Genomic DNA, 16,624 nt, shown 5'->3' with positions numbered 1-16,624 from the left:
AGGAGGTCTCGATGGACCCACGACGCGAGTGGTTCGAGGTGGACTACTACGCAGTCTTGGGAGTGTCGCCCGATGCGTCGGCCACCGACATCACCAAGGCCTACCGCAAGCTCGCTCGCAAGCACCATCCGGATGCCGAGGCAGGCGACGAGGAGCGCTTCAAGCAGATCTCCGCGGCGTACGACGTCGTGGGCGATGCCAAAAAGCGCACCGCCTACGACGAAGCGCGACGCTTGGGCCCCGCCAGGATGGGCGCAGGCATGGGCGGCTTCGCTGCGGGCCCGGGCGGCTTCAGCATCCGGCTCGAGGATTTGGGCGACCTCGGCGGCATCTTCGGCGACCTGTTCGGCAACGGTCGCGGACCGTCCGGTCCAGGCGGAGCGATACCCATGCGGGGCCGCGATCTGGAGGCGCGCGTCGGCATCTCGTTTCGCGATGCCGTGCGTGGGGCCGTCGCCGAGGTATCGGTGCCGAACGCGTCGTCAGGCAGCTTCCGCAAGGTCAAGGCGCGCATTCCCGCCGGAGTCGCCGACGGCGGACGGATCAGGCTCGCGGGCAGAGGCTCGCCCGGTTCAGGCGGCGGCCCGAACGGTGATCTGTTCGTGCTCGTCGATGTTGCGCCCGACGCCGAGTTCGGGCGAGACGGCAGGAATCTCACGCTCAGTGTGCCGCTGACGTTCCCCGAGGCGGCACTCGGCGCCGATGTGACGGTGGTGGACTTCGACGGGAACTCGATCACGCTGCGCATCCCGCCGGGCACGCCGTCGGGCAAGACCTTCCGGGTCCGCGGCCGCGGTATCGCCACCCGCCGCGGCACGGGGGATCTGCTCGTGAGCGTCGAGATCATCGTGCCGGCCAAGCTGTCGCCCGCAGAGCGGGCTGCCATCGAGGCACTGCGCAACGTCACCGACTTCGAGCGGGGCGCCGGCGAGGATGCCGCCGATGACGGGCCGGAACCCGCGACGCTCGCTGACGCAGCAGCAGGAGTGCCGACATGAGCGAGCAGCCACGTCGACCGTCGTCTGCGTCCGAACGACATCGTGCGCTCTACATCATCTCGGTAGCCGCCGAGCTGGCCGGCGTTCACGCGCAGACGCTGAGGATCTACGAGCGCAAGGGCCTGCTGGCGCCTGCTCGAACCTCGGGCGGCAGCCGTCGCTACAGCGACCGTGACATCGCCATGCTGAACCGCATCAGCCAGCTCACCAGCGAAGGACTCAACCTCGCGGGCGTCAAGCGCGTCCTGGAGCTCGAGGAGCGCGTGGCAACGCTGGAGCGCGAACTCGCCGAAGCTCGTGCCGCCGCCGCCGCTGCGGTGGCGCAGACGCACCGCCACTACCGCCGCGACTTGGTGCCGATGCCGCGGTCCGACCTCGTGCCGCATCGCCCGATCCCACCGAATCCCGCCGCGTCGAGTCCTGCCGCACAGCGCCCCGGTTCGGGTCCCGGGGCGCGGCCGTGACACCCGGAGCGATGCGTTCGGCCGACGGTTCCGAGCGAATCGCGCTGGGCGCTCTCGTCTGTTCGCTCTAATCCTCCGTATCAATAAATCTGAGTGTTGGACCATCAAGTTTAGTGATATGCTTGACAGCATGAATAGTGACATCGACCCCCGCAATCATCCGCTGCCCTCCAGTCCTCTGACCCACAAGTGCCAGGAGGCACTCGCGGCGGCCGCGGGTGCCGCGCAGAGCCAAGGACACCCGGAAGTCACTGCGGACCACGTGCTGATGGCACTGGTCTCGCAGCCGGAGGGCCTCGTGCTGCCCGTGCTCGCGCACGCCGGAATCGAACCGGCCAGTGTGCGCTCGCGTGCGATGGATGCTCTCGGACGCCTGCCGCGCAGCTTCAGCACACAAGCACAGCCGCAGCCCGGGCTCGCCCGTGACCTGGTCCAGACGCTGGCCGCTGCCGACGCCGAGCGTTCCCAGATGGGCGACGACTACCTGTCCACCGAGCATCTGCTCATTGCGCTCGCGGACAGGCTCGGCGCCGATCGGGACACGTTGGCGACCATGGTCGGCGAGTTGCGCGGCAACACACGCGTCACGTCGCCGTCGCCGGAGAACTCCTTTGCGGCGCTGGAGCGATACGGCCGAGATCTCACCGAGGAGGCTCGCGAGGACAAGCTCGATCCCGTCATCGGCCGCGATGACGAGATCCGCCGGATCATCCAAGTGCTGTCACGACGCACCAAGAACAACCCGGTCCTGATCGGAGAGCCGGGCGTCGGCAAAACGGCCATCGTCGAGGGCCTGGCCCAGCGCATCGCCCAAGGCGACGTTCCCGAGGGCCTGCGCGGCAAGCGAGTCGTGGCGCTCGATCTGGCGGCCATGGTGGCCGGCGCCAAGTACCGGGGCGAGTTCGAGGAACGGCTCGAAGCAGTGCTGGGCGAGATCGTCGAGTCCGACGGCGAGATCATCACCTTCCTGGACGAGGTGCACACGCTGGTCGGCGCGGGCGCCGGCGGCGACAGCTCGCTGGACGCTGCCAACATGCTCAAGCCGATGCTGGCCCGGGGCCAGCTGCGGCTCGTCGGCGCGACCACGCTGGACGAGTACCGCCGGCACATCGAAGACGACGCCGCCCTCGAACGGCGCTTCGCGCCGGTCTACGTAGGCGAGCCGGCGGTCGACGACGCGGTGGCCATCCTGCGAGGCCTGAAAGAGCGCTACGAAGTGCACCACGGCGTTCGCATCACCGATGCGGCCGTGGTTGCCGCAGTCACCTTGTCGGACCGGTATCTGCGAGAGCGCTTCCTGCCCGACAAAGCCATTGACCTCATGGACGAGGCCGCCAGCCGTCTGCGCATCGAGATCGACTCGGTTCCGCTGGAGATCGACGTGTGCGAGCGGCGTATGCGTCAGCTCGAGATCGAAGAGCTGGCACTGCGCGGCGACGAGGTCTCCGGCGGGCGCGCCGAACAGCAGCGGCTCGACGACATCGCGCAGGAGCTGGCCGCCGAGCGCGAACGCGCGGCAGCCCTCAAGGCACATTGGCAAGCAGAGAAGTCAGCCATCGCTGAGATCAGAGCGCTCAAGTCCACCGCAGAGTCCCTCGCTGCCCAAGTGGAGCGCGCGACCGACCTCGAACAGGCGGCGGAGATCCGCTTCGGGCAGCTTCCCGAGGTGAATCGGCGCCTCGACGAAGCCGCGCAGGAGTTGGCGCGGTTGCAAGCCGACAAGCGGATCCTTCGAGAAGAAGTGGATGCCAACGACATCGCCGAGGTGGTGTCGCGCTGGACCGGCATCGCCACGAACCGGCTGCTGGAAGGCGAGGCACACAAGCTGGTGCATCTCGAAGAGACGCTCGCCCGCCGGGTGGTCGGTCAACGGCACGCCGTGACCGCGGTGGCAAACGCCATCCGCCGAAGCCGAGCGGGGTTGAACGAGCCTGATCGGCCCATCGGGAGCTTCCTGTTCCTCGGCCCGACCGGCGTCGGCAAGACCGAGCTGGCCCGCGCGCTGGCCCAAGCGCTGTTCGACGACGAGCGCGCCATGGTTCGCATCGACATGTCCGAGTACCTGGAACGGCATTCGGTCAGCAGGCTGATCGGCGCGCCGCCTGGCTACATCGGCCATGACGACGGAGGTCAGCTGACCGAAGCGGTACGGCGGCGCCCGTACTCGGTGGTCCTGCTCGACGAGATAGAGAAGGCGCACACCGACGTGTTCAGCGTGCTGCTGCAAGTGCTCGACGACGGCCGGCTGACCGACGGTCAGGGGCGCACCGTGGACTTCTCCAACGCGGTGCTCATCATGACCTCGAATCTGGCGGTGCCGCCCGAGGAGTTCTTCGCCCCCGAGTTCGTCAATCGCGTCGATGAGATCCTGCGCTTCGATCCGCTCAGCAGAGCCGATGTCGCGGCCATCGCCGGTCTGCAGATCGAGATCCTGCGCCGCCGACTCGCCGAACGTGACATCACGCTCGAAGTGAGCCCGGCCTCCGTCGAGCTGCTGGCCAACCGCGGCTACGACCCGGCCTACGGTGCCCGGCCGCTGCGCCGACTGATACAGCGGGAGCTGACGGATCGCTTGGCCGCCGGCCTGCTCGCCGGCACTTTCGCCGAGGGTGACACCGTAGCTGCGGACAGCATCGACGGCGAGCTGGGCCTGACCAAACGAGCATCGTCCGCCACAGCCGACCCAGGACGCGTAGGCTGACTTGGTGACGACGAGTCCATCTCGCCGGTCGGCCGCGGGCTGAGCCGTGCCGGGCTCGATCGTGGTGGGAATGCAGTGGGGCGACGAAGGCAAGGGCCGGATCGTCGACATCGTTGCGAAGGACTGCCAGCATGTCGTCCGCTACCAAGGCGGCCACAATGCAGGGCACACCATCGTCGTCGACGGCCAGACGTTTGCGTTGCAGCTCATCCCCAGCGGAGTGTTGTACGACCATGTGACGCCGATCATCGGCAACGGCGTAGTGGTCAATCCCTGGGTGCTCATCGACGAAATCGACATGCTGAGCAATCGGGGAGTGGACTGCAGCCGACTGATGCTCAGCCCGGCGGCGCACCTCGTGCTGCCGTATCACCAGCTCGCCGACGAGCTCGCCGAAACCCAGCGAGGCGATGCCAAGCTCGGCACCACCAAGCGCGGCATAGGGCCGGCGTACGCCGACAAGGCAGCGCGGGTCGGGCTCCGGGTCGAGGATCTGCTGGAACCGCAGACGCTGCGCGCCCGACTGTTCGGCGTGCTGGCTGAGCGCAACGCGTACCTGCAGAACGTCTACTCGCATCCCGGAGTCGATCCTGACGAACTGGCTGACGAACTCATCACGCACGTAGCGCCGCGGCTGGCACCCTTGATCGGCGACACGGTGGGCTGGCTGCACGAAGCGCTGCACGCAGGAGAACGCGTGCTGTTCGAAGGCGCCCAGGCGACCTTCCTGGACCTCGACCACGGCACCTACCCATTCGTCACGTCCTCCAATCCGGTTGCCGGATTCGCCTTGGTCGGCTCTGGCATCGGACCCGGCGCCGTCGATCAGGTCATCGGCATCGCGAAGGCGTACACCACCCGGGTCGGCTCGGGACCCTTCGTGACCGAACTGACCGACGCCATCGGCGACGTCTTGGTCGAACGCGGCGCCGAGTTCGGCACCAACACCGGGCGTCGTCGTCGCTGCGGATGGTTCGACGCCGTCATGGGCCGCCAAGCTGCCCGCCTCAATGCCTGCACGGAGCTCGCGCTCACCAAGCTCGACGTGCTCGACGAGCTGGACACGATCCACGTCTGCGTCGCCTACGAAGTGGACGGCCGCCGCTATGACTACCTGCCGCATCTGCGCTCGCTGTGCGACCGAGCGCAACCGGTCTACGCGACGCTGCCCGGCTGGAAGACACCGCTGGAACACGTGACCGAGCGGTGGCAACTGCCCCGCCAGGCAGTGGACTACATCGTGTTCCTCGAACGTCAGCTCGGGTTGCCCATCCGCTACGTGTGCGTCGGCCCGGGCCGCGAGCAGTACATCCGCTTCGCCGCGTGAACGGCCCGGCTGTATCTGAATGGGCAGATGAGAACGGCTACACCAGAACATTCGCACCAGAACGGCCACCTGAGAGCCGCCAGATGACGGCCGGCCCATGAGAGTCTGTGTGGTCGGCCATGGCGGGCGCGAGCACGCCTTCGCGAGCGTTCTGGCACGAAGCGCGGATGTCGTCGTCACGCCGGGCAATCCAGGCATCCCGGGCAGCATCGACGCTGCTCCCACAGAGATCGATGCCGACCTGTACGTCATCGGACCAGAGGGTCCGCTGGCCGACGGCCTCGCTGACCGCCTGCGCGCAGCGGGTCGACTTGTCTTCGGGCCGAACGCAGCCGGAGCCGCACTGGAGAGTTCCAAGGCATGGATGAAAGCGGTGGTCAGCGCAGCCGGCGTGCCGACGGCGGCGTACGCCACCTTCGCCAACGCGCCGACCGACCGCCGGGCGGCACACGCCTACTTGGAGACCCTGTCGCCTCCGTATGTCATCAAGACGAGCGGGCTCGCGGCCGGAAAAGGCGTGCTTGTCACCGACGACGCCGCAGCAGCGCACAGCGACATCGACGCCAAGCTGGACGGGAGCGCGTTCGGCGAGGCAGGCCGCCGCATCGTGATCGAGCAAGGGATGCGCGGCCCAGAGGTGTCGCTGTTCGCGTTCTGCGACGGCCGTCGCGCAGTGCTGCTGCCCACGGCCGTGCGCGACCACAAGCGCCTCGGCGACGGCGACACGGGACCCAACACCGGCGGCATGGGCTGCGTGTCCCCGTTGGCCGATGTGGACCGGGCCGCCTGTGCCGAATTGGCTGCGCTGGCGTTCGAGCCCACGCTGACCGAATTGTCCCGACGCGGTGTCGAGTACCGAGGCGTGCTCTACGCCGGCTTCATGCTGACTTCCGACGGACCCCGACTGCTGGAGTTCAACGTCCGCTTCGGCGATCCCGAAGCCCAAGTCACGTTGCCGCGCATCGACAACGATCTCGCCTCGCTGCTGGCGGGCGCAGCGGCAGGCGAGTTGGCCGAAGACGTCGAACTCTCCGACGACGCCATGGTGTGCGTGGTCTGCGCCGCGCAGGGCTACCCGGCGGCACCGCGCGCAGGCGACGTGATCGCAGGTCTCGACCGTGCACGCCAAGTCCGCGGCGCCACCGTTTTCTGTGCGGGTGTCGGGGTCCGACGCTCCCCTCCCGCCGGGACCGAACACAGCCCTGCCGCCGCTTCGCCGCCTGCATCGTGGGTGACCGCGGGCGGCCGCGTGCTGAGCGTGTGCGGTCGCGGACCCGATGTGGCTGCCGCACGTGAGCGTGCCTACGAAGCTGTCGGGTGCCTCAGCTGGCCCGGCATGACCTACCGAACCGACATCGCCGCGCCGCCGCCAGTGACGCCGCCTGCAACGACGCACTCGGCGGATATGTCCCGTTCGACGCCTCCGTGCGGCGAGACTCGCGCATGACGGGTGCCTGTCGATGACGAGGGCTTGCGTCGTCGATGGTCTGCGGGCCCGTGACAACCGTGAACAAGCAGGGAGAGCCACGCCATGAAGGTCGCCATCTTGATGGGTTCGGCGAACGATGCAGCCAAGATGGCGCCGGCCACGGACATGCTCGACAGGTTCGGCATCGACCACGTGAGCGAAGTGATGAGCGCCCATCGCACGCCCGCCGCAGTGGCATCGTTCGCTGCGGCGGCGCGCCGGGACGGCTTCGCCGCGGTGATCTGCGGTGCCGGCATGGCCGCGCACTTGGCCGGTGTGGTGGCGGCGCACACGACCCTTCCGGTGATCGGTGTGCCGCTGAGCGGCGGCCTCGCCGACGGGCTCGACGCCTTGCTGTCCACGGTGCAGATGCCCAAGGGCATCCCGGTGGCTACCGTCGCGGTGAACGGATCGGCGAACGCGGCTGTGCTGGCTGTGGAGATCTTGGCGGTGAGCGATCCAGGGCTCGCTGCACAGCTCGACGAGTTTCGCGCTGCAGGCGCCCGGTGAACCCGTCGTGAGCCCATCGTGAGTACAGTCGAAGTGCCCAACGTCTTGGCGACGCGTTACGCCACCGAGGAAATGGCTGATCTGTGGTCGCCGCGCCACAAGGTGGTGCTCGAACGACAGTTGTGGATCGCCGTGCTCGAAGCTCAGCGGGATGCTGGTGTGCCCGTGCCGGACGGTGCCGTGGACGCGTATCGCAAAGTGGTGACCCAGGTGGACCTCGACTCGATTGCCGCACGGGAGCGCATCACGCGCCACGACGTGAAGGCGCGCATTGAGGAGTTCTGCGCACTCGCCGGCTACGAGCAGATCCATCGAGCCATGACCTCGCGCGATGTCACCGAGAACGTCGAGCAGTGCCAGATCAGAGCAGCATTGGACCTTGTCGCCGGCCGGATGGCGGCAGTGATCGTTCGCATCGCCGCATTGGCGAGCGCTCACCGAGACGTGGTCATGGCCGCTCGCACGCACAATGTGCCGGCACAGGCAACCACGCTGGGCAAGCGCTGGGCGACGCTCGGCACCGAGGCGCTCGTCTCGCTTGAGCGCATCGAAGGACTCATCGAGCGCTATCGGTTGCGCGGCATCCGGGGACCGGTGGGCACACAGCAGGACATGCTTGAGTTGTTGGGCGGCGACCCCGAGGCAGCAGATCGCCTTGAGCGACGGATCGCCGCCGAGCTGGGCTTCACGCGGGTGCTCGGTGCAGCGGGGCAGGTCTATCCGCGTTCGCTGGACCTCGACGTAGTCGCCGTGCTGGTGGGTGCTGCAGCGCCGCTGGGCAATCTGGCGCTCATGGTACGACTGGGTGCCGGCCATGAACTGGTGAGCGAAGGATTCGCTGCCGGGCAAGTCGGTTCCTCGGCCATGCCGCACAAGATGAACACCCGCTCCTGCGAGCGAGTCACCGGCTTGGTCACCATCTTGCGAGGACACCTGACAATGGCGTCGCAGCTCGCCGGCGCCCAGTGGGACGAAGGGGACGTCAGCTGCTCGGTCGTGCGGCGCCTCGTGTTGCCCGATGCGTTCTTCGCGCTCGACGGCGCGCTGGAGACTGCCTTCAGCATTCTGGAGGGCTTCGCCGTCTTTCCGGCACGGGTAGAGGCGGAACTCGCGACCTACCTGCCGTTCCTCGCGACCTCTCGCCTGCTCGCCGCAGCCGTGGCTGCGGGCACCGGCCGCGAAGCAGCTCACCGCCGCATCGGCGCCCACGCGACGGCCGCTGCGTTGGCGCTGCGCCAAGGCGGCGCCGACCAGAACGACCTCGCCGCCCGCATCGCCGCTGATCCGCAGCTGCAGCTCACCGCAGCCGATGTCGCAGCAGCGCTGAGCGATCCGGCGTCGTTCAGCGGCCGGGCCGGCGCTCAGGTCGACGACTTCGTCGCCGCGGCGCACGACGTGGCGCAGCGGTATCGCGACGCCGTCGACTACGAGCCGAGTCCCGTGCTGTGAACCCGGTGCAGTCGACCCGGCGCCATGAACCCGGACGGCCTCTGGCTGCCCAGCCATGCCGAGCCGGCACAGGACCAGCAAAGGAGCAACGTGAACGAGCTTGAGTTAGTCCACAGAGGCAAGGTGCGCGAGATGTACAGCGTCGACGACGAGCACCTGTTGATGGTCGCGAGCGACCGCATCTCGGCCTTCGATGTCGTGTTCGAGGCGCCGGTGCCCGACAAGGGACGTGTGCTGACCGCAATGACCGCGTGGTGGTCGGCGTGGCTCAGCGACCTAGCGCCCACGCATGTGGTCTCGGCTGATCCCGCGGACTTTCCGGCCGCTGCGCATCACAGCGACTGGGCCGGTCGCGCATTGCTCGTGCGTCGAGCGCACATGCTGCCGATCGAGTGCATCGTGCGCGGCTACATCACGGGCTCGGCGTGGAAGGAATACCGAGACCACGGCACCATGCACGACGAACCGCTGCCCGCCGGCCTCCTGGAGTCGCAGCAGCTCCCCGAGCCGGTCTTCACGCCGTCCACCAAGGCGACTGATGGGCACGATGTGAATGTCTCTTTCGCTGCGGCCGTAGAGCTAGTCGGCGCCGAAGCTGCTCAGGCCGCGCGCCGCATGAGTGTTGAGGCCTACAGCGCCGCTGCCGCGTATGCGGCAGAGCGGGGCATCATCATCGCCGACACGAAGTTCGAGTTGGGCTACGTGGACGGCGAACTGGTCATTGCTGACGAATTGCTCACTCCCGACTCTTCCCGCTTCTGGCCCAGGGAACACTGGCAGCCCGGTACCTCGCCGCCGTCGCTCGACAAGCAGCCGGTGCGCGACGCCACCGAAGCCACTGGCTGGAACAAGCAGCCGCCGCCGCCGCCGCTGAGCGACACGGTGGTCGATGCCACCCGCGCCCGCTACCTCGAGGCGTATGAGACGTTGACCGGCGAACCGTTCAACCGCTGGCTGATGTCTTCGGGCATTCCGACGAGTGCCGCGAGCACATGAATGGGCACGTGAGCCGCTGGGATGTGTTGGTTGAAGTCTCGCCTCGTGCCGAGATAGCCGACCCAGCCGGTGCCACCACAGAACGAGCTCTCGGTGCACTGGGCTTCTTGGGCGTCAGCGGGGTCAGGGTGGGCAAAGCGATTCGCATGGAGATCGCAGCCGCCGACGTCGCGCAAGCCCGCTCGATGGCCGAGCAGATGTGCGGCCGCCTGCTGGCGAATCCGGTGATCGAAGTTGCTCGCATCGAGGTGCATGCCGTACCGCAGCATCACGATCCATGAGCGTCACGGTCGGCGTCGTACGATTTCCGGGCACGAACTGCGACCTCGACACGTTCGACGCCTTGGCCGATATCGGGACGAGAACCGAACTCCTGCGAAGTGATGCGGCCTCGCTGGGCAACGCCGATGCCGTGATCATTCCGGGCGGCTTTGCCTATGGCGACTACTTGCGCACCGGCGCCATCGCCCGATGCTCGCCGGTCATGTCAGCAGTGAAGGCGTTCGCCGCCGCTGGAGGTCCCGTGGTCGGCATATGCAACGGATTCCAAGTGCTGACCGAGGCCGGACTGCTGCCGGGAGCGCTGCGCCGCAATGCCGGACTGTCGTTTGTCTGCTCGCCGCAGCGGGTGGTCATGGCGTCGGTGAAGCATGTGCTGGGCCACGGGTTGTCGCCCATGGAAGAACTGAGCATTCCGATCAATCACTTCGAAGGCAACTATGTGTGCGACGCTGCGACGCTGCGACGCCTGCACGCCAGCGGACAAGTCGTCATGCGCTACGTCGACAATCCGAACGGGTCGACCGACGACATCGCCGGCGTGCGCAACGAGTCGGGCAATGTGGTGGGTCTGATGCCGCATCCGGAGCGGGCGACATCGGAACTCCTGGGTTCGGCGGACGGGTGCAGGCTGCTCGGCGCGTTGACACATGCCGCAGCAGGCTTCCGCCGTTCGGGTGGCCGGTGCCGTACTCCGGGCATCGGCATCCGATGACCCGGTGTTCAGCAGTGCCGGGTTCAGTTGCTCCGGACGATGCCTGCGCGCGCCAAGACGTCCGCCGGAACGCCGAACTCGCGCCAAGTCGCGTACTGAATTCCCTTGCGCTGTCCGTAGCCGGCTGCGTGCGTCACAAAGCCTGCTTCGGCGGAAGCCATATCGGGTTCGACCTGCAGCCGCTCGATGGCCGTCTCGACATCTCGACGTTCCTGCATCAGCAGCAGACGCTTGATCGGCTTCGCCTCACCCATCTGTGCGTCGATGGCATCCCGCTTGGCATGCAGCGATTCGGCCGTCGGCTTGCGACCCCGCCGGGGCCGGTGTGCGTCCAGAGCCTCCAGATAGTCCCGCACCGCCGCGGCCTCGATACGGCCCGCGGCAATGGCGGCTTTGTGTTCATCGGTCATAGTGCGTTCACTCATGACATCTGTATAGCACATATTCCTGGCATTTCCACTGAACCCACCGACCAGTCCACTGACGAAGCCGGTGTGGCGTGACCGCCGAGCCGTCCGGGTCGTCGAGCATGCACGTGGCGCTTGGCTTGAGCGACGCCGAGTACCGCCGCATCTGCGAACTCCTGGATCGGGTGCCGAATCATCTGGAACTCGCGATGTATGCCGTGATGTGGTCCGAGCATTGCTCGTACAAATCGTCGCGCCACCATCTACGGCGCTTGCCGACCGACGCGCCCTGGGTGCTCGTGGGCCCGGGCGAGAATGCAGGCGTGGTCGATGTGGGCGACGGCTTGGCCATTGCCATGCGCATCGAGAGTCACAACCATCCTTCCGCGATCGAGCCCTACCAGGGTGCGGCGACCGGAGTCGGGGGCATCCTGCGGGACATCTTCACTATGGGGGCGCGACCCATTGCGCTCGCGGATCCGTTGCGCGTGGGCCCGCTCGACGAGCCGCGCAGCAACTGGATTGCCGCGGGCATCGTGAGCGGAATATCGGGTTACGGGAACAGCGTCGGGGTGCCCACGATCGCGGGAGAGTTCGTGTCGTGCGAGTCCTATCGCGACAATCCGTTGGTCAACGTGGCTGCGCTCGGGATCATGCCCGTCGAACGCTTGGTGCTCGGTCGTGCCACCGAGCCGGGCAGCGCAGCCGTGCTCATGGGAGCGGCCACCGGTCGCGACGGCATCGGCGGCGTCAGCGTGCTTGCGTCGGCAGGATTCGCCGAGTCCGACGACGAGTCGGCGAAGCGCCCGAGCGTTCAAGTCGGCGACCCATTCGAGGAGAAGCGTCTCATCGAAGCCTGCCTCGAGCTGCTCGACGCAGGTCTCGTCAGCGGCATTCAGGATCTCGGCGGCGCCGGCTTGACGTGTGCCGCGAGCGAGACTGCTGCTCGGGGCGGTACTGGCATGGAAGTCGATGTCACAGCAGTGCCCCTGCGCCAGCGCCCCATGGCCCCGTTTGAGATCATGACCTCCGAATCCCAGGAGCGCATGCTGGCAATCGTGTCGCCTGCCGATGTCGGTCGAGTGCTGGAGATCTGCGCTCAGTGGGAGGTCACTGCGACAGTGGTCGGACGCGTGACCGGCGACGGCCTGTTGCGGGTCACCGACGGCCTGGACGGTCCGGTGCTGGCAGAGGTTCCTGCTGCCACGCTGCATGACGATGCGCCGTCCTATGACCGTCCACGCCGTCCGCCGCTGGACTTGGAGACTCGCCGCAGTATCGACCCAGCCTGTGTCGCCCCAGCCGGTACTGAGCGCTGGGCCGACGACTGTGCCGGTGATCTGACGGCGATGCTGGCCGACCCGAGCTGGGTCTACCGCCAGTACGACCACCAGCTGTTCTTGAATACCGTGGTCGGCCCCGGGCACGACGCCGCGCTGCTGCGGCTGCGCGATCCTCGCAACGGCATGTCGGTCGGCCGCGGACTCGCAGTGACCGTCGACGGCAACCATCGCTGGTGCCATGCGGAACCCCGTCGTGGCACCGCCATGGTGGTGCTCGAGGCGGCACTGAACCTGGCATGTGTGGGTGCGGACCCGCTGGCGGTGGTCAACTGCCTCAACTTCGGCAATCCGACGCATCCCGAGGTCATGTGGCAGCTCAGCGAGGCCGTCGACGGAATGTCGGAGGCGTGCCGTGCGCTCGGCGTGCCGGTCGTCGGCGGCAACGTCAGCCTCTACAACGAGACCGACGGCGTGGACATTTGCCCGACGCCGGTGGTGTGCATGGTCGGCGTGCATCCCGATCTGCAGCGACGGCCGATTGCCGAGGACCTGCCGCAGGGCACACAGCTCCTGATGCTGGCCTTCGACCCAAGCCTCGTCGCCGGCGCTGCACCATCTGGCCTTGACCCACCGTTCAGCGCGCCGTTGGGCGGCAGCAGGTGGGCGTGGGAACGCCGCGGCTGCCGTGACGGAGCGCTGCCCGAGCTCGACCTCGCAGGTGTCATTGCCACGGTCCGCTTCGTCGCCTCTGCCGTGCGCGACGGTCTCGTGCTGCTCGCGCACGACGTCTCCGACGGCGGCCTCGGCGTGGCTCTCGCAGAGATGTGCTGTCACGGTCGCGTCGGCGTGCAGGCGCGCATACCGCTGCTCGGCTCGCCTGAGCCGGTCCCGAGAGCGCTGTTCGCCGAGCTGCCCGGTCGCGTCCTGGCAGCCGTTGCGCGCGAAGACGTCGAGCGTCTTGTGCGCGCCGCCGCCGCCGCGGGAATCGCGTGCGGCCATCTGGGCGTGTTCGGCGGATCGAGCGTGCAGATCGGTTGCCTCGGCGGACGGGGCAGAGACGTCGATCCCGCTGCTGATCCCGATGTCGACATTTCGCTCGACGACCTGCTCGAACGGTGGCGCGGGGCACTGCCGCAGACGTTCGCCCAGCCCGCCGCCGCGACGGCGCCACGAGGCGCGTGATGAGCGGCGTCGACCTCGACAAGCCACGCGAAGCCTGCGGTGTCTTCGGGGTGTACCTGCCCGGCGGTCCGGTGGCTCACTTGAGCTACCTCGGGCTGTACGCGCTGCAGCATCGAGGCCAGGAGTCGGCCGGCATCGCCGTGTCCGACGGCACTCACCTCACGGTCGTGAAGGACATGGGACTCGTCGCCAGTGCTTTCGACGACCGGGTGCTGGCAGGGCTGACGGGCGATCTTGCTATAGGCCACACCCGCTACTCCACGACGGGGTCGAGTTCCTGGCGCGCCGCCCAGCCGTTCTACCGGGATGTCGGCGGCACGGAGTTCGCACTCGGCCACAATGGGAATCTCACCAACACCGCCGAGCTGGCGTCCTCGTCGGGAATGCTCGACGGCACGGTCACCAGCGACAGCGACTTGGTCGCAGAGCTCATTGCCCAGCGCATCAATGCCTCGCCCCAAGCCACGCGCCTGCGCCCGCGCGAGGCCGTCACCGAGGCAATAGCGGATGTGCTTCCCCGCCTTCGTGGCGGCTTCACGTTCGTGGTCGCCGACCGTGAGCGCCTCATCGGGGTACGCGATCCTCACGGCATCTGGCCGTTATGCCTCGGCCGGTTCCCTGCAGACCGATACAGCACAGATCAGCACCGCACAGACCAGAACGGTGCCCACCAAGCCCGCGCGCAGTCGGGTACCGCTGCTCGACACAGCGGCTGGGCGCTGGCCTCGGAGAATCCCGCGCTGGAGGTGGTCGGCGCAACGTTCGAACGCGAGGTTCGGCCGGGGGAGATGATCGCCATCGACGCTGCCGGATGCCGTTCGCTGTGGCCGTTCGCCGCCCGTCCGGCAGGCAGCACACCGTCAGGCGGCAGCTCGGCACCTGCCGCCGCGGTACGCAGCGATGAGCTGTCCTCGCATCTGTGCGTGTTCGAGTTCGTCTATTTCTCGCGACCGGACACGTCCTTGGCCGGCCAGAACGTGCATGCGGCACGGCAGCGAATGGGCGCGCATCTCGCATCGAACGCGCCGGTCGACGCGGACTTGGTGATGCCAGTGCCGGAGTCCGGCATTCCAGCAGCGCAGGGCTACGCGCGCGCCAGCGGCGTGGCCTACGGCGACGGGCTGGTCAAGAATCGCTACATCGGACGCACCTTCATCGCCCCGAACCAGCACGTCCGATCCTTGGGCGTGCGAACCAAGCTGAATCCGATCCGGCCGAACATCGACGGTCGTCGGCTCGTGGTGGTCGACGATTCGATTGTGCGGGGCACGACCACCCGATCGATCATCGAGATGCTGCGCACCAGCGGCGCTGCGGAGGTGCACCTGCGCATCTCCTCGCCGCCGTATCGCTGGCCGTGCTTCTACGGCATGGACACCGGCACCTACGACGAGCTGCTCGCGGCGAATCGTGACCTGGCGCAGATCCAGGAGTATCTGGGCGTCGATTCGCTGGCGTACCTGAGTCTCGAGCAGCTCGTCGAAGCCACCGGTGTGCCCGGCGGCGGCTTCTGCCATGCGTGCCTCACCGGCGACTATCCGGTGGAGATCGGCGCGAGAGCGCAGGCAGAGGTCTTCGCCGACACGACGGGTGAGCCGCGTCGTTCGTTGATTGCGACGGGCATTGCAACAGGCGGCATTGCAACAGGCACGGCAGAGGCCAACGCGCACGCCGGCACCGTCACCGTGCCCAGCGCACGATGAAGCCCCCAAGGGCACTCGACGCCGCCGAAGCAGCGACGCCGCACACCTACGAGGCGGCCGGTGTGAGCATCGCCGTGGCCGACGAAGCGGTGCGACGTCTGGCGCCGCACGCACGCAGCACCTATCGGCCCGAGGTGCTGAGCGACATCGGCGCGTTCGGCGCAGTCACTGCGCTTCCGCCAGGTTTGCGTGATCCGGTGCTGGTGAGCGCGAACGACGGCGCCGGTACCAAGCCGCTCATCGCCGCGGCGCTGGGCCGATGGGACACGATCGGCATCGACGTGGTGGCCATGTGCGTCGACGACATCGTCACGCTCGCGGCACAGCCGTTGCTGTTCCACGACCAGATCACCGCCGGCCGGCTTGACCCCGACATTGTCGAGGCCATCGTGAGCGGCTTGGCCACGGGCTGTCGCAGCGCCGGCTGCGCCCTGGTCGGCGGCGAGCTGGCAGAGCACCCCGACTCGCTGGCGCCAGGCGAGTTCGACGTCGCCGGCTTCGCGGTCGGCGTCGCGCAGCGCGCACATCTGCCGAGTCCGCTGAGCGGCGATCGGTTGGCGCTGGTCGGGCTGGCGTCGGGCGGGCTGCGCTGCAACGGCTACAGCCTCGCCCGTCGCGTCCTGTGCGGCAGGTCGCTCGACGCGGCCCAGCTGGGCGAGCCGTGCTGGCCGGGCGCGGATCGCACGCTGGGCGACGAGCTGTTGCAGCCGTCGGTGATCTACGCCCCGGCGGTGCTGTCGATGTTCCGCGACAGCGACGCTCGCGGCGCCGCCCACATCACCGGGGGAGGCCTGGCCGCCAACGTTGCACGAATGCTGAGTCCGCACGCAGATGCCCTGCTGCGCCGCGGTACCTGGCCCGAGCCGGCCATCTTCGGCCGCATTGCCGGTGCCGGCCCCGTGTCCCCAGCGGAGATGGAACGTGTGTTCAATCTCGGCATCGGCATGGTGGTGGCGGTGCCGACATCGAACGTGGGTGTCGCCATTGACTCCGCTCACGCCGGCGGGCACGACGCTTGGGTGGTCGGCGAGATCCGATCGGGCACCGGCGTTGCTCACCTCGTCGGCCCGCACGAATCCGTGAGCGGTCGCAACTCCTGAGTGCCCAGGCGTCTAACCAGACTCGGCAGGTCAACTTCCCGA

The 16,624-nt window shown here is 67.9% G+C and carries 14 protein-coding genes; 13 read left to right on the top strand and 1 reads right to left on the bottom strand.

Annotation, left to right across the window (positions count from 1 at the left end; all coding sequences use genetic code 11):
• Positions 1-11: 11 nt before the first annotated feature.
• The 10 genes from ACOGI4_RS02595 (at position 12) to purQ (ending at position 10,907) form a co-directional block, all read left to right on the top strand.
• A complete protein-coding gene (locus tag ACOGI4_RS02595; RefSeq protein WP_419842390.1) occupies positions 12-998 on the top strand; it encodes a DnaJ C-terminal domain-containing protein in 987 nt (328 codons plus the stop codon).
• The gene (locus ACOGI4_RS02590; RefSeq protein WP_419842389.1) at positions 995-1,462 is read left to right on the top strand and encodes a heat shock protein transcriptional repressor HspR; all 468 of its coding nucleotides are present in this window, start codon (positions 995-997) and stop codon (positions 1,460-1,462) included. Before ACOGI4_RS02595 ends, ACOGI4_RS02590 begins: the two co-directional genes overlap by 4 nt.
• A 130-nt stretch (positions 1,463-1,592) precedes the next feature.
• Positions 1,593-4,163, top strand: a complete 2,571-nt coding sequence (locus ACOGI4_RS02585) for an ATP-dependent Clp protease ATP-binding subunit (RefSeq protein ID WP_419842388.1) — start codon at positions 1,593-1,595, stop codon at positions 4,161-4,163.
• A 46-nt stretch (positions 4,164-4,209) separates the two neighbouring features.
• Positions 4,210-5,490 carry an adenylosuccinate synthase gene (locus tag ACOGI4_RS02580; protein ID WP_419842387.1) on the top strand — a complete coding sequence of 427 codons (1,281 nt, stop codon included), beginning with the start codon at positions 4,210-4,212 and terminating at the stop codon, positions 5,488-5,490.
• A gap of 97 nt (positions 5,491-5,587) precedes the next feature.
• Complete coding sequence (gene purD, locus ACOGI4_RS02575) at positions 5,588-6,937, top strand: phosphoribosylamine--glycine ligase (RefSeq protein ID WP_419842386.1); 1,350 nt, start codon at positions 5,588-5,590, stop codon at positions 6,935-6,937.
• An 84-nt stretch (positions 6,938-7,021) separates the two neighbouring features.
• Positions 7,022-7,468: a 5-(carboxyamino)imidazole ribonucleotide mutase gene (purE, locus tag ACOGI4_RS02570; RefSeq protein ID WP_419842385.1), complete on the top strand. Its 447-nt coding sequence runs from the start codon at positions 7,022-7,024 to the stop codon at positions 7,466-7,468.
• A 15-nt stretch (positions 7,469-7,483) separates the two neighbouring features.
• A complete protein-coding gene (gene purB, locus ACOGI4_RS02565) occupies positions 7,484-8,917 on the top strand; it encodes an adenylosuccinate lyase (protein ID WP_419843071.1) in 1,434 nt (477 codons plus the stop codon).
• A 90-nt stretch (positions 8,918-9,007) separates the two neighbouring features.
• A complete protein-coding gene (locus tag ACOGI4_RS02560) occupies positions 9,008-9,913 on the top strand; it encodes a phosphoribosylaminoimidazolesuccinocarboxamide synthase (RefSeq protein WP_419842384.1) in 906 nt (301 codons plus the stop codon).
• 8 nt (positions 9,914-9,921) lie between these two features.
• Positions 9,922-10,194, top strand: coding sequence for a phosphoribosylformylglycinamidine synthase subunit PurS (gene purS, locus ACOGI4_RS02555; protein WP_419842383.1), 273 nt, complete (start codon positions 9,922-9,924; stop codon positions 10,192-10,194).
• Entirely contained in the window at positions 10,191-10,907 is a 717-nt protein-coding gene (gene purQ / locus ACOGI4_RS02550; protein WP_419842382.1) for a phosphoribosylformylglycinamidine synthase subunit PurQ, read from the top strand. The genes purS and purQ overlap by 4 nt, the downstream gene beginning before the upstream one ends.
• Positions 10,908-10,930: 23 nt before the next feature.
• Here purQ and ACOGI4_RS02545 read toward each other — a convergent pair whose 3' ends face one another.
• A complete protein-coding gene (locus ACOGI4_RS02545) occupies positions 10,931-11,332 on the bottom strand; it encodes a hypothetical protein (RefSeq protein ID WP_419842381.1) in 402 nt (133 codons plus the stop codon).
• Between the two features lie 74 nt (positions 11,333-11,406).
• On the opposite strand from ACOGI4_RS02545, the gene purL reads away from it, so the two are divergent.
• The 3 genes from purL to purM are packed head-to-tail and all read left to right on the top strand — an operon-like array spanning position 11,407 to position 16,582.
• Positions 11,407-13,779, top strand: coding sequence for a phosphoribosylformylglycinamidine synthase subunit PurL (gene purL / locus ACOGI4_RS02540; protein ID WP_419842380.1), 2,373 nt, complete (start codon positions 11,407-11,409; stop codon positions 13,777-13,779).
• Positions 13,779-15,482: an amidophosphoribosyltransferase gene (purF, locus tag ACOGI4_RS02535; protein WP_419842379.1), complete on the top strand. Its 1,704-nt coding sequence runs from the start codon at positions 13,779-13,781 to the stop codon at positions 15,480-15,482. Before purL ends, purF begins: the two co-directional genes overlap by 1 nt.
• Positions 15,479-16,582, top strand: coding sequence for a phosphoribosylformylglycinamidine cyclo-ligase (gene purM, locus ACOGI4_RS02530; protein WP_419842378.1), 1,104 nt, complete (start codon positions 15,479-15,481; stop codon positions 16,580-16,582). The genes purF and purM overlap by 4 nt, the downstream gene beginning before the upstream one ends.
• Positions 16,583-16,624 lie beyond the last annotated feature (42 nt).

Source organism: Candidatus Poriferisodalis sp., from assembly GCF_965205175.1.
In the GTDB taxonomy this organism is placed as follows: domain Bacteria; phylum Actinomycetota; class Acidimicrobiia; order Acidimicrobiales; family Poriferisodalaceae; genus Poriferisodalis.
This window is presented reverse-complemented; position numbering and strand designations above follow the sequence as displayed.

Bases quoted from the DNA above. Each gene is read 5' to 3' on its own strand.
- purM (WP_419842378.1), top strand. From the start codon at position 15,479: ATGAAGCCCCCAAGGGCACTCGACGCCGCCGAAGCAGCGACGCCGCAC.
- purD (WP_419842386.1), top strand. From the start codon at position 5,588: ATGAGAGTCTGTGTGGTCGGCCATGGCGGGCGCGAGCACGCCTTCGCG.
- purF (WP_419842379.1), top strand. From the start codon at position 13,779: ATGAGCGGCGTCGACCTCGACAAGCCACGCGAAGCCTGCGGTGTCTTC.
- purE (WP_419842385.1), top strand. From the start codon at position 7,022: ATGAAGGTCGCCATCTTGATGGGTTCGGCGAACGATGCAGCCAAGATG.
- ACOGI4_RS02595 (WP_419842390.1), top strand. From the start codon at position 12: ATGGACCCACGACGCGAGTGGTTCGAGGTGGACTACTACGCAGTCTTG.
- ACOGI4_RS02585 (WP_419842388.1), top strand. From the start codon at position 1,593: ATGAATAGTGACATCGACCCCCGCAATCATCCGCTGCCCTCCAGTCCT.
- purQ (WP_419842382.1), top strand. From the start codon at position 10,191: ATGAGCGTCACGGTCGGCGTCGTACGATTTCCGGGCACGAACTGCGAC.
- ACOGI4_RS02590 (WP_419842389.1), top strand. From the start codon at position 995: ATGAGCGAGCAGCCACGTCGACCGTCGTCTGCGTCCGAACGACATCGT.
- ACOGI4_RS02545 (WP_419842381.1), bottom strand. From the start codon at position 11,332: ATGAGTGAACGCACTATGACCGATGAACACAAAGCCGCCATTGCCGCG.